Annotated in this window: 24 protein-coding genes; 19 read left to right on the top strand and 5 right to left on the bottom strand. The window is 34.0% G+C overall.

Features of this window, described 5'->3' with window-relative positions:
* Positions 1-93: 93 nt before the first annotated feature.
* From ACP6L2_RS03270 to ACP6L2_RS03200, 15 genes are all read left to right on the top strand, one after another.
* Positions 94-957 carry an alpha/beta fold hydrolase gene (locus tag ACP6L2_RS03270; RefSeq protein WP_440507865.1) on the top strand — a complete coding sequence of 288 codons (864 nt, stop codon included), beginning with the start codon at positions 94-96 and terminating at the stop codon, positions 955-957.
* Between the two features lie 117 nt (positions 958-1,074).
* Positions 1,075-1,497 carry an SRPBCC family protein gene (locus ACP6L2_RS03265; protein WP_440507864.1) on the top strand — a complete coding sequence of 141 codons (423 nt, stop codon included), beginning with the start codon at positions 1,075-1,077 and terminating at the stop codon, positions 1,495-1,497.
* 4 nt (positions 1,498-1,501) lie between these two features.
* Complete coding sequence (locus ACP6L2_RS03260; RefSeq protein ID WP_440507863.1) at positions 1,502-1,897, top strand: VOC family protein; 396 nt, start codon at positions 1,502-1,504, stop codon at positions 1,895-1,897.
* Positions 1,898-1,899: 2 nt separating this feature from the next.
* Positions 1,900-2,352, top strand: a complete 453-nt coding sequence (locus ACP6L2_RS03255) for an SRPBCC family protein (RefSeq protein WP_440507862.1) — start codon at positions 1,900-1,902, stop codon at positions 2,350-2,352.
* Positions 2,352-2,774: a DUF1801 domain-containing protein gene (locus ACP6L2_RS03250; protein WP_440507861.1), complete on the top strand. Its 423-nt coding sequence runs from the start codon at positions 2,352-2,354 to the stop codon at positions 2,772-2,774. Before ACP6L2_RS03255 ends, ACP6L2_RS03250 begins: the two co-directional genes overlap by 1 nt.
* Positions 2,775-2,794: 20 nt before the next feature.
* Positions 2,795-3,211, top strand: a complete 417-nt coding sequence (locus ACP6L2_RS03245; RefSeq protein ID WP_440507860.1) for a DUF6157 family protein — start codon at positions 2,795-2,797, stop codon at positions 3,209-3,211.
* A 138-nt stretch (positions 3,212-3,349) separates the two neighbouring features.
* Positions 3,350-3,847 carry an SRPBCC family protein gene (locus ACP6L2_RS03240; protein WP_440507859.1) on the top strand — a complete coding sequence of 166 codons (498 nt, stop codon included), beginning with the start codon at positions 3,350-3,352 and terminating at the stop codon, positions 3,845-3,847.
* Between the two features lie 79 nt (positions 3,848-3,926).
* Positions 3,927-4,373: a VOC family protein gene (locus tag ACP6L2_RS03235; RefSeq protein WP_440507858.1), complete on the top strand. Its 447-nt coding sequence runs from the start codon at positions 3,927-3,929 to the stop codon at positions 4,371-4,373.
* A gap of 73 nt (positions 4,374-4,446) precedes the next feature.
* Positions 4,447-4,860 carry a hypothetical protein gene (locus tag ACP6L2_RS03230; protein ID WP_440507857.1) on the top strand — a complete coding sequence of 138 codons (414 nt, stop codon included), beginning with the start codon at positions 4,447-4,449 and terminating at the stop codon, positions 4,858-4,860.
* A gap of 22 nt (positions 4,861-4,882) precedes the next feature.
* Positions 4,883-5,767: a VOC family protein gene (locus ACP6L2_RS03225; protein WP_440507856.1), complete on the top strand. Its 885-nt coding sequence runs from the start codon at positions 4,883-4,885 to the stop codon at positions 5,765-5,767.
* Positions 5,768-5,828: 61 nt separating this feature from the next.
* Positions 5,829-6,464, top strand: a complete 636-nt coding sequence (locus ACP6L2_RS03220) for a hypothetical protein (protein ID WP_440507855.1) — start codon at positions 5,829-5,831, stop codon at positions 6,462-6,464.
* Positions 6,379-7,002 carry a DUF1697 domain-containing protein gene (locus ACP6L2_RS03215; RefSeq protein ID WP_440507854.1) on the top strand — a complete coding sequence of 208 codons (624 nt, stop codon included), beginning with the start codon at positions 6,379-6,381 and terminating at the stop codon, positions 7,000-7,002. Before ACP6L2_RS03220 ends, ACP6L2_RS03215 begins: the two co-directional genes overlap by 86 nt.
* A 38-nt stretch (positions 7,003-7,040) precedes the next feature.
* Entirely contained in the window at positions 7,041-7,562 is a 522-nt protein-coding gene (locus tag ACP6L2_RS03210; protein ID WP_440507853.1) for an SRPBCC family protein, read from the top strand.
* 1 nt (position 7,563) lies between these two features.
* The gene (locus tag ACP6L2_RS03205) at positions 7,564-7,938 is read left to right on the top strand and encodes a nuclear transport factor 2 family protein (RefSeq protein ID WP_440507852.1); all 375 of its coding nucleotides are present in this window, start codon (positions 7,564-7,566) and stop codon (positions 7,936-7,938) included.
* A 55-nt stretch (positions 7,939-7,993) separates the two neighbouring features.
* A complete protein-coding gene (locus ACP6L2_RS03200) occupies positions 7,994-8,512 on the top strand; it encodes a hypothetical protein (RefSeq protein WP_440507851.1) in 519 nt (172 codons plus the stop codon).
* Here the strand turns inward: ACP6L2_RS03200 and ACP6L2_RS03195 are convergent.
* The 4 genes from ACP6L2_RS03195 to dctA all read right to left on the bottom strand — a co-directional run bounded on the left by ACP6L2_RS03195 (position 8,509) and on the right by dctA (position 12,939).
* Positions 8,509-9,597, bottom strand: coding sequence for a serine hydrolase domain-containing protein (locus ACP6L2_RS03195; protein ID WP_440507850.1), 1,089 nt, complete (start codon positions 9,595-9,597; stop codon positions 8,509-8,511). The two genes, ACP6L2_RS03200 and ACP6L2_RS03195, sit on opposite strands and share 4 nt — an antisense overlap.
* A 140-nt stretch (positions 9,598-9,737) precedes the next feature.
* Positions 9,738-10,136, bottom strand: a complete 399-nt coding sequence (locus tag ACP6L2_RS03190; RefSeq protein WP_440507849.1) for a YkvA family protein — start codon at positions 10,134-10,136, stop codon at positions 9,738-9,740.
* A 250-nt stretch (positions 10,137-10,386) separates the two neighbouring features.
* Positions 10,387-11,592 carry an NAD(P)/FAD-dependent oxidoreductase gene (locus ACP6L2_RS03185; protein ID WP_440507848.1) on the bottom strand — a complete coding sequence of 402 codons (1,206 nt, stop codon included), beginning with the start codon at positions 11,590-11,592 and terminating at the stop codon, positions 10,387-10,389.
* Between the two features lie 72 nt (positions 11,593-11,664).
* Positions 11,665-12,939, bottom strand: a complete 1,275-nt coding sequence (gene dctA / locus ACP6L2_RS03180) for a C4-dicarboxylate transporter DctA (protein ID WP_440507847.1) — start codon at positions 12,937-12,939, stop codon at positions 11,665-11,667.
* Positions 12,940-13,421: 482 nt separating this feature from the next.
* On the opposite strand from dctA, the gene ACP6L2_RS03175 reads away from it, so the two are divergent.
* Entirely contained in the window at positions 13,422-14,141 is a 720-nt protein-coding gene (locus tag ACP6L2_RS03175; protein WP_440507846.1) for a superoxide dismutase, read from the top strand.
* A gap of 109 nt (positions 14,142-14,250) precedes the next feature.
* Here ACP6L2_RS03175 and ACP6L2_RS03170 read toward each other — a convergent pair whose 3' ends face one another.
* The gene (locus ACP6L2_RS03170; RefSeq protein WP_440507845.1) at positions 14,251-14,700 is read right to left on the bottom strand and encodes an SRPBCC family protein; all 450 of its coding nucleotides are present in this window, start codon (positions 14,698-14,700) and stop codon (positions 14,251-14,253) included.
* Positions 14,701-14,943: 243 nt separating this feature from the next.
* Here ACP6L2_RS03170 and mqnC point away from each other — a divergent pair, with 243 nt between their 5' ends.
* The 3 genes from mqnC to ACP6L2_RS03155 all read left to right on the top strand — a co-directional run bounded on the left by mqnC (position 14,944) and on the right by ACP6L2_RS03155 (position 16,924).
* Complete coding sequence (gene mqnC, locus ACP6L2_RS03165) at positions 14,944-16,068, top strand: cyclic dehypoxanthinyl futalosine synthase (RefSeq protein WP_440508675.1); 1,125 nt, start codon at positions 14,944-14,946, stop codon at positions 16,066-16,068.
* 8 nt (positions 16,069-16,076) lie between these two features.
* On the top strand, positions 16,077-16,637 hold the full coding sequence (gene scpB / locus ACP6L2_RS03160) for an SMC-Scp complex subunit ScpB (RefSeq protein ID WP_440507844.1): 561 nt from the start codon (positions 16,077-16,079) through the stop codon (positions 16,635-16,637).
* Between the two features lie 113 nt (positions 16,638-16,750).
* Entirely contained in the window at positions 16,751-16,924 is a 174-nt protein-coding gene (locus tag ACP6L2_RS03155) for a hypothetical protein (protein ID WP_344674658.1), read from the top strand.
* The last annotated feature ends 123 nt before the right edge of the window (positions 16,925-17,047 follow it).

Raw genomic sequence — 17,047 nt, 5'->3', positions numbered from 1 at the left:
AAGCGAATACGGATAAATCAAAATGGTCAAATTCAACAATTATTCCTTAATTTCATTTCATCAATATCCTTGAAAATCATATCGAATAATTACATGCAGCAAACGGAAAAAATCATTAAGCAACAAGATTTACAGATCTATACACAGGCATTTGGAAACTCTTCAGATCCTTGCTTGGTCTTAATTGCTGGAGCCACAGTTTCTATGCTCTTTTGGGATGAATCCTTTTGTAGTCAACTCGCAGATAAAGGATTATATGTCATTAGATATGATTTTAGAGATACAGGTCAATCTACCAGCTATACAGCAGGAGAATTGAATTATAAAATCGATGACTTAGTAGATGATATCTTTTTGATTCTTGATTCGTACAAAATAAATAAGGCTCATCTCATGGGCATTTCCCTTGGTGGGATGCTAGCGCAAATAGCTGCCATGAAACATCCACAGAGAATTAATTCAATCAGTTTAATGAGTAGCATGCCTTGGGCAGATCCAATAATGCCAACTCCGGAAATGGATAAAGCTATTTTGGATTTCCAAGCTGATGCTAGTTCAATAAATTGGGATAATGAAAATGAGGTACTTGACTATATGTTAATAGGTTCTAAACTCATGTCTGGAAACAAGCCTTTAAATGTAGAAAGAGTGAAAGAATACATCTTAGCGAGTTTTAGAAGAGCGAACAATTTTAAAAGTCAATTCAATCACGCTCAGTTATCAGGAGGAGAAGAATATTACAATCAATTACATCTTATAAACTGTCCAAGTTTAATAATTCATGGATCTGAAGATCGAATTTGTCATTTTTACTATGCGTTGAGTTTAGTTCAATTATTGAAATCACAAAATCTTACCATATTAGAAGGGACTGGACATGAGCTTCACGAAGCAGATTGGAACATCATAATTGATGCTGTTGCTGGTATGATATTAACTTTGGAAAATAAAAAATAAAGCAAACCATTCATTCGTTTTGATTGTTTCCTTAAAATCTTGTCCTATGACAAGTGTATGTATAACTAATTCCTTTAAATTCGATCATCAAATATTTGCTAACTAACCCGAAATGAAATGGAATATCAAAAAATAAACATAACAGCGACAATAAATGCCCCTATTTCTCAAGTTTGGGATGCTTACAATAATCCAGAGGACATTGTAAATTGGAATCAAGCATCTCCCGAATGGCATTGCCCATCATCTGAAAATGACCTACGTGTTGGAGGCAGATTCAAAAATAAGATGGCAGCAAAAGACGGAAGTTTTCAATTTGATTTCGAAGGAATCTATACAGAAGTAACGCCTCGACATTCGATATCCTATGTCCTTGGGGATGAACGAACAGTAGATACCACGTTTACTGATGAAAACGGAAGTACTAAAATGGATATTTCATTTGATGCCGAAGGAAGTAATCCTGTTGACATGCAAAGAGAAGGTTGGCAAGCTATATTAAATAGCTTTAAACAGTATGTAGAAAATAAAACATCTTAATATCATGAGTGAACCTAAATTTAAACCAGGTCAAATTGTATGGGCTGATTTGACCAGCAATAAGGCCGATACCCTAAAAGAATTTTACAAGTCTGTTGCAGGGTGGCAGGAATTCCCTGTTGCTATGCGCGATGAAGAAGGCGAATATAACGATTATGCAATGTTGGTTGATCCAGAAAATGCAGCAGGTGGTATTTGCAATAAACGTGGCAAAAACAACAACTTACCCACGCAATGGATCATGTACATCTATGCTGAAGATGTCGAAGAACGATTGAAAACCGCTCAAGAATTAGGCGGAAAATTAATTCATGAAAGTAGAAAACCTGATGGAACATATAATTATATAATTATTGAAGATCCTGCAGGTGCAGTTTTTGGAATTGGAAATATGCAATAATTATGAAAACAGTCTTTTATTCAACAGAAATAAATGCTCCAGCAATGGAGGTTTATAATACCATGTTGGACCGTAGCGGTTATCAACAATGGACAAAACCGTTTAGTCCAACTTCTGATTTTAAAGGAAGTTGGCAAGAAGGTGATAAAATCTACTTTTCCTCCTTAGATGAGAATGGAAAAGAAGCCGGAATGATATCCGAAATAATTAAAAATATACCTGCTGATCTTGTCATTGTCCGACATTTAGGTATGTGGAATGAAGAGGGCGAAATCTTTGAAGGGCCTTTTGTAGATGATTGGAGAAATGTTTTAGAGATTTATCGCTTCGACGAATCTGATGGAAAAACAATGGTTACTTGTTCTGTAGAATTAAGTGATAAAGAGGATTCTCATAGCTTTGATAAGATGTGGACAGAAGCATTAAGTATACTGAAAAAACTGTGTGAGAATTAATGGCGAAAGTAAAGACACAATTTACAGACGATGATGTAATTTCATTTGTAGACCAGGTAGATTCTGAACAAAAACGTAATGATAGCCTACGCCTTATCGAATTAATGGAAGAAGCAACAGGAGAAAAGGCAAAGATGTTCGGACCTACGATAATTGGTTTTGGTAAATATCATTACAAGTACGCTTCAGGTCATGAAGGTGTTGCTCCATTATTAGGTTTCTCTCCTAGGAAAGCTGCCATCTCACTTTATACTTATACAGGTAGTCCTAAACATGAGTATTTATTGGAAGGCTTAGGAAAATATAAAATAGGAAAAGCTTGTATTTATATCAAAAAACTGAGCGACATCGATGAGAATGTTTTGAAAAGGATGATGAAAGAATCCATAGATTTTATTTCTTCTTTATATTCCCGAATTTAAACAACAAACTATACTATCTGTTGAAAACACACAGTACAAATTATTATAACACCTTGATAACAGTAGCTGAGGATTCTAAGGCAAAAGAGGCTTATATTCCAGAAAAAAAAGAAGGAAAAGTTACTATTGCTAATTTACAATATGACTTATTAAATAGCTCCAACCATGATATGACTTCCGACGATTTATTGTTTGAAATTCACAGCATCAGAAAAGATATTTTAAATGAGGATATAGTAAAAGAAAGGAACAAATACTTTTCAAAGGGACAGCCTTGCTTAAGAACCTCTCCTTTATGTAAAACGTATGGATGGGCAATTTTTCATGATGACAAAGGAAAAGTTAGCTTGATTAATCCTAACAGTGAAAAGTATGAGGAATTAATGCATAATGACGATATTAAAAAGATTCCTGCTATGCGCAGCAGTAAGGCCTAATAGATAGACTCACATAAAGTGAGTCTTTTTATTTTTATTACTTGTCCTATGGCAAGTCGATTTGAAATTATCTACTCTAACTTAGTCCTACCGAATTGGAATAACAATTAATACATACAGAATTAAAATCACACTGCTATGGAAAACAAAAATAATTATCAATTCAATATTCAAGGAAAAGAATTGACTATTCAACGAGAATTCAATGGTACACTTGCCCAAGTTTGGAGAGCCTATACAGATTCAGAAATTTTAGATTTATGGTGGGCTCCAAAACCATGGAAGTGTAAGACCAAGAGCCAAGATTTTCGTGTTGGTGGAAAATGGTTATATGCCATGGTTGGTTCCGAGAATGAAGAGCATTGGGCAACTTTTAAATATGACCAAATTGAAAACGAATCTCTTTTCTCCGGAAAAGATGCTTTTACAGACTCAGAAGGAAATGAGAACGAGGATATGCCAGCCTCCCATTGGAAAATAACCTTCGAAGGAAATGGAGACAAAACAATTGTTCGTAATTACTGTAGTTATGAAAGTGAAGAAATTCTACAACAATTTCTAGATATGGGATTTAAGGAAGGATATGAATCCGGTATGTCAAATCTAGACAACCTATTAAAAAACGGATTAAAATAAATAGATAATATCCTGCTGACAAACGGTTGTCAACGGCACGAACTATATTTGAACAATTAAACTTATAAAACATACGATTATGGCAAAGATTCATGCTTATTTAAACTTTAATGGAAATTGTAAAGAAGCTTTCGATTTCTACAAAAATGTATTTAAAACTGATTTAGTTGGTACTTATACCTATGATGGTATGCCAGAGGATCCGAACTCTCCTCCTCTACCTGAGGAAGCAAAAGGTAAAATCATGCATACTTCACTAAATATTAATGACACAACCATGTTAATGGGGGCTGATGTAATAGAAACTTTTTCTCCTAAAGCGACTCCTGGAAATGCTACTTACATTATGTTAGATACAGAAAGTGCGGATGAAGCAAAAGAGTTATTTCAAGCTCTATCAGCAAATGCTAAAGTTATGGAAATGGAATTAGGAGAAACTTTCTTTGCGGAACAATTTGCTTCTTTCCAAGATCAATTTGGTATTTACTGGATGATTCACTTTGAGGGAAACAAAAAAATGGATTAATAAAACCCATTTTTTTAAAAAAAAATTACAGCCTGTCTTTGCTTTTAAAGACAGGCTAATTAAAAAATCACCTATGGAATCCTTTCGATTAAATGCCACTAACAAGATCATTCTTTCCATTCCTGATAATGAATTTGAAAAAGCTGTTTTCTTTTTCAGCGAGATTCTTCTATTAAAAGAACAGAATGATGGCAATAAATCGAACAGCAAATCCAACAATCAAATCACACTCACTATTGGTGAAATAAATCTGCAGTTGAATAAAGTAAAATCAAGTAGTAAACCGTCTATACAATTAGTTATGGAATCCACTGATTTGAAGGCTTGTTATAATTACTTGCATGCCAACGATATCGATTGTTATTTTCAAGAGAATCAGTCTCATGAAAAAGTGTTGATCTCAAATTATATTCCTGCTTTACAGCTCAAAATAATGAATAAACAGGAGGTTAGCAGAATTAAATATGTTCAAGATCAACAAATATAATTCCATATAAATTGATTATCAGATGGTACACGACATTATTTTATTGGCTCAGTTTTATAAAAAAGTAAAGAAAAACATCATGAAAAATGCAATTATACCTGCTTTATGGTTTGATCAGCAAGCCTTAGAAGCCTTTGAATTTTACTCCGAAGTATTTCCAGATACTTCTATTACTAAATCTGATCCTATAGTCGTGGAAGGAAATATTATGGGGGTTGATTTTATTGGGATAAATGGTGGTCCTATGTTTAAACCAAATCCCACCATTTCTTTTATGGCAGTATTTGAATCTAAGGAAGTTTTAACTGCCTCTTGGGAGAAACTAAAAGCAACCGGAAAGGTAATGATGCCTCTTGACAGCTATCCCTATAGCGAACTCTATGGCTGGGTTGAGGATAAATATGGAGTTAGTTGGCAATTATATTATGGTAAACTATCCGATGTTAATAATCAAGCCATTATACCCACTATCATGTTTTGCGACCAACAACAAGGTAATTGTAAAGAAGCCTTGGCATTTTACGAGTCATTGTTTAAAGATTATAAAAGTCAAGGTGTTAAGGAATATCCAGAAGGCGATGTAAAAGGTCAGGTTATGCATACGCAATTCGAAATCAAGAACTTTACAATGGCTGCCATGGATAGCGGAGTACCTATGCCCTTTAATTTCACTGAAGGAGTCTCACTTACCATCACATGTAAAGACCAAGAAGAAATTGACTATTACTGGAATAAAATCACTGAATCCGGCCAAGAAAGTATGTGTGGATGGTGTAAAGATCAATTTGGAATGAGTTGGCAAGTTGTTCCAATGAACATTAGCAAAATTCTTGCGAGTAATCCAAATGCTGGACAAGCTATCATGAAAATGAAAAAAATCAGTATTGCTGAACTTGAAAATGCTTAAGTTTTTAAGATCAATTCTTATGAATTGATTATATTTAGGTTCACATCAACTAAAAAGCTTTATGAAGAAACTATTTTTATCAAGTATTTGTGCCGCAATTTTATTTTCAGCCTGCAACAATTCAAAGGAAAAATCAAATGAGAATCAAGACAGTGTAGTTGTATCTGGAACTGAAACAGTAATTTCTACAAACACAGATACTGTCAATACAACATTCAATTTAGATGATATTCCTGTTTCAACAGCGGAATTGGGTGAATTTCCTTTTTTTACTACCATTGAAGGAACACAATTCATAAATAATCCTAAGGTAAAATCATTTGATTTTTTATATGTTGCTTTACCTGATGGTAGTTTAGTCAAAAAGGAAGGAAAAGTCTTCCGAGCATTTATCCAAGGAAACAATGCCAATACCAAAGAAGAGATCACCACGGCTGCAATTAATAAGCATTTTGAAGATGCTATTACAAAAGCAGGTGGTATGCTTATACATGAAGGCAGATGGTCAGATGTACAAATTAAAAATTATGATGATTTAGCATCTTATAAAGGATCTGATGGAACAATAGATGTCTATAATAATCCTGTTAAAACCTATGTAATTCATAGGAATGACGGAAACATTTACATTCAATTGGAATCGAAATCAGACAATGCTGGGACTTTCCAAATTGTGCAAGAGACAGCTACTAAATAAAATTAAGATGAAATCCTATTTCATTTTCCTACGAGCTGTAAATGTATCTGGCAAGAATTTAATTAAAATGTCAGCCTTAAAATCAATTTTGGAAGAAAAGGGATTTCAAAATGTTGTCACTTATATACAAAGCGGGAATATTTATTTGAATACGGACTTAGAGAAAAATGAATTAGAATCACTCCTTCATCAAATAATCAAAGATCATTTTCAATTAGATATTTCTTGTTTTATAATCGAGCCTGCGAAATTAGAACAAGTAATACATGAGAATCCATATTGTAATGGTGAAGAACCAAATAGAGTCTTTATAACATTTTTGGATACTATTCCTGATTCAAGTTTAATAGCAGAACTAAAAGCAATTGATTATAATCCGGAGACCTTTTTCATTAATAAGGATGTTTTGTATTATCATTTGCCAATGGGGATGGCAAAGAGTAAATTCAATAATAATTTCTTTGAGAAAAAGCTTAAATTGATAGCCACCGGAAGAAATGTAAATACAGTACTTAAAATGCATCAACTTTTGAAATAATCAATTAAACAAAGTCATAAAACCAATACCATTAAATCATGAAAATTTTAAAATACCTTTTATTTATCATATTAGGTCTAGTTGGCTTAATATTAATAGTTGCGGCAGTTGTTCCGAAAGAATTCCATGCAGGAAGTGAAATTGTCATTCAAAAACCCAGTAAGGAAGTTTTTGATTATGTAAAATTAATCAGAAACCAAGGAAACTATGACAATTGGTCTCGTCAAGATCCAAACATTGAAAGACATTATGAGGGAACTGATGGTACTCCAGGTTTTACATATACTTGGAAAAGCAAAAAAGTAGGTGATGGCAAACAAGTTCTAACCAAAGTAGATGAAGGAAAACGTGTTGAAATGGATTTATTTTTCAATGGGTCTGATGATCCTAATCCTTCCTATATGGAATTAACTCCTATTGATTCGACAAGTACTAAAGTTGCATGGAAAATAGATGGAAAAATGCCATATCCGTTTAATCTAATGTCACTTTTCTTTGATATGAATAAAGATTTTGCAGCTGGATTATCCAATTTAAAAGAAATTTTAGAAAAACAATAAAATGAAAATTACATCTCCTCAAGACTGTGACAATTCACCTAAAAGAAGGATAGTAAAGGAACTAAACATTGCCTTTGCTGAAGCTAATATTCCGGCATTAGAAGAATTATTTCACCCCAATATCGAATGGGATATGGTTGGAGATCGAAAAATAAAAGGTCTTGAGGAGATATTAAAATTTTTAGAAACTATAAAGACACAGAAGGCAATTGCCCTTAATTTAGAACAAATTATTACCCATGGAAAATATGCTTCTGTAGTGGGATCATTGACTTTCAAAAAGAATAAAATTGCATTCCATGATCATTATGAATTCTCATCTGCAGGTTCAAGTAAGCTAAAGAAAATAATCAGTTTCGCCATTCCTGTTTTGTAAATAAAAAAACATTTTTTAATTATTAGGGTTCTTAATAGGAAATATCCAATTCATTATGAAAAATCTGCTTTTTGTTTTCATTTTGGCGACACTGTTTTCATGTCAACAATCTTCCCATAAAACCGAAAAGGTCCACCAAGATAGTACGTCCGCAACTACTGCTAAAACAGATGCCTGCAACTGGATGAAGAAGAATGTTGAAGGATACTTTAATTCAGATGATCAATCTATTATGGAAACAATGACAACTGCGGATTATTTTGATTATAAAATGGATGCCATAAATCTAGATTTGGATGTTGATGGTAGTTTATCGGAGGATGAATTTAAGAAAAAATGGTCCTCTAAATTCAATACCGATTATGCTGGAAAAGGTGTTGGGTTCTTGATATCAGCTCAAGATTGGGGATCCATCCAAGTTTCTACTTGCGATGTAATTCATGAAGATGCAAGCAGCATTACCTTAAAATCAATAATTTCCGATTGTGAATTTCAAACAGATTACCATCGAGAAATAACCTTGTTAAAGGAAAATAACAGCTTTAAAATCAAAGATGTAAAAGAATTTGATTAAAGTGTGTTAGCATATACCTTTCCTAGCCAATGAAATAATTTCTCTTTTTCTAGGCCTTTGATTTCAATATCCAATATTTCCATGACCTCATCAAAAACACCAGCTATTTTAAGGTCGTCACGATTGCTGAACATCGAAACGGACTTCCTTTTACTCGGATAAAAAACAACAATATTATGAAAGCCAGTACTTTCACCAGAGTGAAATAAGATATCCTCTCCGTTCTTGTCCTTTCCAGTAAACCATCCAAAGGAATAATCAACATTCTGGTTTACAGGGAATCGATTTCCATTCCCAAAATAGGATTCTTTAGTTGTTGGATTAGAAAGTAATTTCGATAAATAGCCTAACCAGATTGCATAATCAGATGCAGTGGTATACACTCCCCCATCACCCATAGTTCCGCTGGTTAAACTCTGGTCTGCAAATATAAACTGTCCTTTTTCAGGATGATAACCAAAAGCTCGAGCGGTTGGCACTCGCTCCTTACTCATTATGAGCGAATTCTTCATTCCTAATGGATCAAAAACATGCTTTTGCATATAAGAAGGATAGCTTTGTTTGGTAACCTTTTCAACAATTAAGGCCAATAAGCAATAGGCTGTATTGCTATACCTGAATTTACTTCCAATAGGAAAATAGGTTTCATTAGCTGGCTCAACAATTTTGAGCACATCTGCATCTGTTAATTGAACCGTCCATTTATCGCCCATGAGGCCCTCATAATCGGCGATTCCAGAACTATGGTTTAATAATTGTTTGACAGTTATTGCACCAACAGTTTTATTTAATGTTGGAAAATAATAGTCTATACGCTGGTTTAGGTTAAGTTTCTTATTGTTAGCTAATTGATAAATAGCATAAGCAGTGAATTGTTTGCTCACTGATGCCATTCTAAAAGACGTATGACTGCCAATTTTTTCCTTTGATATTAAACTTGCCAAACCTGTATTTGCTGTAAATAATTCTTGCCCGTCGAAAACATAAATAACAGCGCCTGGGCCTATTTTTTCAGGATAATTTTTCTCTAATATGCGTTGTAGAGAAGAAGATAGATTCTGCCCCTTAGTATTAGAAATCCACATTAAAAAGCAAGTAAAAAGAATTAGGTTTAGTTTATACATACTCAATGCTAAGGATTATTTTTGACAATTTGAAACCAAATAAAAAGGGGTTAAAGTAATTTCTCACCCCAACCCCTTTGTTGTGTATACTTATCCTATTTTTATTTTGGAATAGTAAATCCTGCAGGATTTAACTTGCGGTGTTTTCTGTAACGATCAATTTCATCAGCCAACTTTGAAATAGCAAATCCAACAATTGAAGCATCATCCAACCATCCTAATACTGGAATCAAGTCAGGAATAGCGTCTAATGGGGAAACAACATAAACGATGGTGGCTACAATTATAGAAAGATTCCATCTGTTCATTTTATATCGACCGGAAAAAGTATCTTTCACCATATCGATCAATAATTTGAAATCACTCGCTTTTTCATCTAAATGATGTGCTTTATCTTCTGCAGCTGCAATATCTTCATTTGTCAATTTTCTATTTTTAAAGGTATTGAACAATAATAACGCTCTGCTAAAGTAGTTTTTCTTCATTTTTTCTTTATCCATATTTCCATTATGACCAATTAGTATTCAAACGGTTTAATAAGCCTAAAATTATTTTTCAGACATAAAAAGCTTGAATATTAAAAATTTATTAAAAAAATATTAAGTCTTACACAATATTGCGAATACCATGTCGTTATATATGTAAAGAAGAGGTTATTTTATTCTTAATATGACGAGATGTTATAATAAAAATTAAGATAACTTTTTAAAAGAAAGAGGTTGACTAGAATTAGTCAACCTCTTTTAATTTTTATCGCCCAAACGCAAAATAAGGGGTAAGAGGGTGTTTTTCATTCTTAAGCCATGCTGCAACCATCTGCATCCCTGTAACGGAGAAGGTTATACCATTCCCACCAAATCCTAATACGAAATATGAATTCTTGAATTTTTTATGTTCGCCGATATAAGGCAATCCATCCTTAGTGGATCCAAATGTTCCTGCCCAAGCAAAATCAGTATAAAAATCTTTTCCTTTGAAAATCTTAAGAAATTCTTTCTTCAACTTCTTTGCTTTGACAGACAGTATCTTATCCCGCTTTTCCGGATTTCTGAACTCTTCATCCTCTCCTCCTATTAAAAACCGATCATCATCAGTTGTGCGCATATATAAGTAAGGATCTGACGTATTCCAAATTAACACGTCTTTATAAGCCTGGTTAAGTTTATAATCTACTTCCGAAACTATAGCGAAAGTACTTAGTAAATCAACAAACTTTTCTGGAATCATATTGGCACTTTCATAGCCAACACAATAAATTATTTTTTTAGCTTTAATATGATAGCCTGTCTCAAATTCTGCAAGTTCATAGCCTCTTTTGGATTGAACATTAAGCAATTCTGTCTTGTCAAAAACTTTTAATCCTTTTTTACAGTTATATGCGATCAGTTCATGGGCCAACATAAATGCGTCTACACTTGCACCCAGTTCAGATAACATACCTCCATAGGCTTGGTAGATATCGTATTTATCGCAAATTTCAGCTTCATTTAACCAATTTAATTTAAATCCTGCCTCTTTTCTTGCCTTATATTCCTTTTCTAACCATGAAACATCCTTTTTTCGACTAGCATAATATAGCGAGTCCTTCAGTTTATATCCAGCTTTAGATTTTATGTTTGAGCAGATTTTTCCTAGATCACTTATAGCTTGTCCACAAGCCTTATAACTGGCAACCGCTCCTTCCTCTCCTATTAGTTCCTTTAATTGATATAAAGGAATATCAATTTCATATTGCAGCATGGATGTTGTAGCAGAGGAACTCCCATTCACTAATTCCCTTTTATCTACTACTATGGTGTTGTATCCTTCTTTCACACATTGATGAGCGATAAGACTACCAGTAATTCCTGAACCGACAACTAATACTTCACATTCTAAATTTTCACGCAAAGAAGGGTATGAGTTCATAATACCATCCTTTACAAGCCAAAAAGGTTCGTTTGATTTTAAATCCATAAATATCCAATATTTGCTTTGTTAAACAAGTCTTTTGGAATAAGTATGAAAAACATGAAAATGTTTGTTTATTTATGTTTTTTGACCATGTGCTGAACCGAGTTTATCGTGCAATACCGATTCATCAAGACCATTTTCATATTTGGCAACGACAAGTGTAGCAGCAGCATTTCCAATAATATTGGTCAATGCACGTGCTTCACTCATAAATCGGTCAATTCCTAAAATAAGACCTACGGCCTCTACTGGAACATGTCCTACAACCGGAAGAGTAGCGGCTAAAGTTACAAAACCACTACCTGTAACACCTGCAGCTCCTTTAGAAGTGAGCAATAATACCAATAGTAAAGTTATCTCCTGTTCTAAACTCAGATGCATATTTAATGCCTGTGAAATGAATACAGCAGCCATAGTTAGGTAAATACAGGTACCATCCAAATTGAAAGAGTATCCAGTAGGTATAACCAATCCGACGATTGGTTTGGAACAACCCGCATCCTCCAACTTTTGCATCAAGCCTGGTAAGGCTGATTCTGAAGAAGAAGTCCCTAAAACTATTAATAACTCTTCTTTGATATACTTCAATAGTTTGAAAATATTGATGTTGACATAGAAATATAAAACAGCCCCAATGACGAAAACAATAAAAACAATACAGGTTAAGTAAAAGGAGATCATCAATAAACCTAGTGATGATAGAGCTTCTACCCCGTATTTTCCAATTGTAAAACCAATTGCTCCCATGGCACCAATAGGCGCCAAATACATAATCATTTTTATAATGGCAAATAATGCTTTCAGGAATGATTGGAGAACAGTTAAAACAGGTTCAGCATTCTTCTCCCCAATCTTGGTCAAACCAATACCAAAAAGAACAGCAAAAACTAATACTTGGAGAAGATTATCGGAAGCAACTGCTGCAATGACGTTATGTGGGATAATGCTTAGGATGAAATCCATTACATTCTTGTGCTCTTCAGATTGCTTTACATAATTTGATACCGCCTCCGGATCTAAACTTGCAGGATCAATATTCATTCCTGTACCTGGCTGAATCCAATTAACAAATACTAATCCGATGATTAAAGCAACGGTGGTCATTACCTCAAAGTAGATCAAAGAGCTAAGGCCTATTTTTCCTACTTTCTTGATATCCTGCATTCCAGCTATTCCGATGACAATAGAGCTAAAAATCAATGGCGCAATAACCATTTTAATTAGCTTAATAAACCCATCGCCCAGAGGTTTTAATTTTACAGCAAAATCAGGATAGAATATTCCACATAGAATACCAATTAATATTCCCAAAATAACCTGTACATATAGGCTGGAAAAGAATCTTTTCATTCGTGTTTGTTCAGTTTAAGTTTTATTGAGGTGTTATAGTATGCAATCAAAATAAGTAAAAAAGTAGGAAGTCAAAAAATTAATTTTAGAACCGAAGATTTTCTAAACAAAAAAATCAATCTCTGTTTCAATGAAAAATTCAATTTTTCTAGAAATCTATTCATATATCACAATTCAATGACATCAATTATGTAAATAAATGGCTAGTTTTACTACAGAAAAAAATTACCGTAACGTATAAATCATTTTACTGAACAGATAATTATCAGATTAAAAGATCTATACCGTTTAGTTAATAAAATATATGTATCGTAGTCACTTTATTTTTTTCATGTTTAAGGATTATACATTCAATAATGCACATGCTGTAACCCTATTGAATCAGAATCAAAAGCTAGATGGGCAAATATTGGGAATCAAGCTCAATTTCGATACTACACAACTTCAAAATTTCTAAAACCATTCATAAAAACAAAACAATCATGAAGACTTCAAACAGAAGAACATTTGTAAAAAGTAGCGTAGTAGCAGCAGCAGCTGTATTATTAGCTGGAAGTACAATGGCGGGATCCCTTGTTGGAGAACCAACAGTGGCACCGGTAAAATTTGAAATCGCAAAACTAACTTATCAATATGCTGACATAGAGCCTGCCATCGATCAAATGACAATGCAGATCCACTATGAAAAACATTATAGTGCATATGTAAATAACGCTAATGAAGCAATTGCAGCTGAAAAAGTACAAGAGACTGATGCAAAAAAATTATTAGCAAATATCTCAAAGTATTCTGCAAAATTACGTAACAATGCGGGTGGTGCATATAACCATGAATTATTTTGGTCTCTACTTCGCAAACCAACCCAAAATAACGCCCCTACAGGTGATTTATTAACTGCGATCAATAAATCATTCGGTTCATTCGAAAAATTCCAAGAAGAATTTGCTAAAGCAGCAGCTGGACAATTCGGCTCTGGATGGGCATGGTTGGTAAAGGATGGTAACCAATTGAAAATCGGATCTACAGCAAATCAAGACAATCCATTAATGGATGTTTCTAAATTCAAAGGAACACCTATTTTAGGCTTAGATGTATGGGAACACGCTTATTATCTTCATTACCAAAATAAACGTGCAGACTATATCAAAAACTTTTGGTCAGTTGTCAATTGGGATCAAGTAGCTAAACTATACAAAAATTAAGACCTCCATCTTAATAACAAAACATAAAATAACCTTGCCAAATGGCAAGGTTATTTTTATTTATAGGGTAAAATAAAACCAAAATGAAGGAGGTACTTTGGAATTTGCCTTAGGACTTAATGGCTAATGAATTTTTTTCCAAAAACTTATTTAAGGATTCTCCTAAAATTCGTTCCCATCCCGATTCAAATTTAGCATGTGTATAATTCTCTCCTGCATCCTTAAAATTCTCTAAACCCTCATGCGTTAAATGCAATGTCGTAGCACCCCTCCTTGGAATTAAGCGCCAAGTAATTACCGAAGTTCCTTGACTTTGTTTGGGATGACGCCAAGTAAACTTAAATATTTCCGGAGCCTTCGATTCTACAACCTGGCAATGATGCATCAGATTCTTATCGTTATTCGATTTATAAAACTCGAATTCTCCACCTACCTCTGTAGTAAAATTTGGAATCTCAAAAAACCAATCTTTCATGCTTTCTTGATTGGTCAAAGCCTGCCAAAGTTTATCTGCAGAAATAGGGTAAGTACGTTCAATGTGAATTGTTTCTGGGCGCATGGGGACCTCCTTATATGTAAATGTGTCGTGTATTTAAATATAAACAATATATCTACCGGTTAGTGTTAATTCTTTATTAACACTAAGTAAAAATAAAGTCATAAAAGATAGTATCCATTTAAGTTCTCTTAATACCAATTAACTGGTTCTAAATTGGAACATTTAAATTAATAGCCTATCTCGTCAAACAGTAGCTTCTAAACGCTTTATATTTCATAAAAAGCTATGTATCTTTGTTATCAGATGAATGTGAATAGTTTATTAGCGCGCGCATTAGAATTCGACTTCCTGACTAAGGAAGAAGGAATCTTCTTATATCACGAAGCTGCTACTGCCGATTTGGTTTATTTAGCGAATGAACTTCGTAAGATCCAAGTACCTCATGGTAAAGTAACTTGGCAAATTGATCGGAATGTCAACACCACGAATGTATGTATAGCAAACTGTAAGTTTTGTAATTTCTTCCGCCGTCCTGGTCATGAAGAAAGTTATATTACGGATATTGAGACATATAAACAAAAGATTGAAGAGACCTTCCGTTATGGAGGCGATCAATTACTACTTCAAGGAGGGCACCACCCAGACCTAGGTCTGGAGTTCTATGCTACTCTTTTCAAACAATTGAAGGAATTATATCCAACATTAAAACTGCACTCCCTAGGCCCCCCAGAAATAGCTCATATTGCCAAACTTGAAGGCATGAGTCATATCGATGTTTTAAAGGCTTTAAAGGATGCAGGATTAGATTCATTACCTGGTGCAGGTGCGGAGATTTTAAATGATCGTGTAAGACGTTTGATTTCCAAAGGTAAATGTGGTGGACAGGAATGGTTAGACGTTATGCGTGCTGCCCATCAAATCAATTTGCCTACATCAGCAACCATGATGTTTGGACACATTGAAACAATTGAAGAAAGATTTGAACATTTAGTTTGGATTCGTGAGGTTCAACATGAAAAACCTGAAGGCAATTATGGATTTATTGCTTTCATCCCTTGGCCATTCCAAGACGATGGAACCTTATTGAAAAGATTACGTGGAATCACCAATGATGTTACTGGTGATGAATATATCCGCATGATTGCTTTAAGCCGTATTATGCTACCAAATGTAAAAAACATTCAAGCCTCATGGTTGACTGTTGGTAAACAAACTGCTGAGCTATGTTTACATGCTGGAGCGAATGATTTCGGTTCTATCATGATTGAGGAGAATGTAGTATCGGCAGCAGGTGCTCCACATCGTTTCACCTCCAAATCTATTCAAGACGCAATTCGTGATGCAGGATTTGAACCTCAATTAAGAACTCAAACCTATCAGTTCCGCGAACTACCAGAGAACATGGAAGAGCAGGTTATTAATTACTAATCATTACTTTGAAAGATATACTTTTAAATATCGAAGCCATCATCTTTGCTTCTACTGAAGGAATTAGTCAAAAAGACTTACGTGAGGTATTGCAAGATGCGTTGGCTATTGAAATCACCAAAACTGAATTAGCTGAATTCATAGGTCGCATTAAAGAAAAATACGCATCCGATGATCAGGCTCTACTATTGGCCAATATCAATGATCAATTGCAATTCTTAACCAAGCCTGCATATCATGATGCCATTAATCAATTGCAAATTCACAAGGAAAAGAAAAAGCTTAGCCAAGCTGCTTTGGAAACACTTGCTATTATTGCCTACAGACAACCCATCACAAAACTAGAAGTAGAGCAAATTCGAGGCGTCAATTGTGACTATTCAATCCAACGACTTCTAGAAAAAGGATTGATTCAAATAGCTGGAAAAGCAGATAGCATTGGCAAGCCCATACTTTATGCTACGAGTGGTCAATTTATGAACCATTTTGGTTTAAGTAGTGTTAAAGACCTTCCACAGCTAAAAGATATTGTCGCTGAGGAAAATAGCATTGGAGAAATTGTTGAATAAATACTTGCTTTTTTAGAAAATTTTTAGGTGCTAAATAATTTAAAAAAAATATTTACCAATTGAATTTTCTTGTATAATTTTACGTTACTAAAGTAAATATCACAATATACAACATGGCTACAATGCAAGCAATTGAAACTGAAGAAATGGTTGATGAAAGAGTGCTCAACTTCAATGGTCCTGATGATGATTCAGATGATGTCTTTGATGACGATGATGATTTTGGATTAGATGATATCGACTCAATTGGGGGGTATGATGATTTTGATGATGATGACGACTTTTAGTCATTAGTGACAATTAAATCGCCTAATACCATAGTTACATCGACTTAATTTAATGCAGCATCCGGTTTATCGGATCTATACAGTCTAAACGTATTTGTAAACGCTTGGGAGAAGATCTCAAGC

The sequence above is a fragment of the Sphingobacterium lactis genome, assembly GCF_051951495.1.
Taxonomy (GTDB): Bacteria; Bacteroidota; Bacteroidia; order Sphingobacteriales; family Sphingobacteriaceae; genus Sphingobacterium; species Sphingobacterium lactis_A.
Note: the sequence above shows the minus strand (reverse complement) of the source record. Positions and strands in the feature narration are given on the sequence as shown.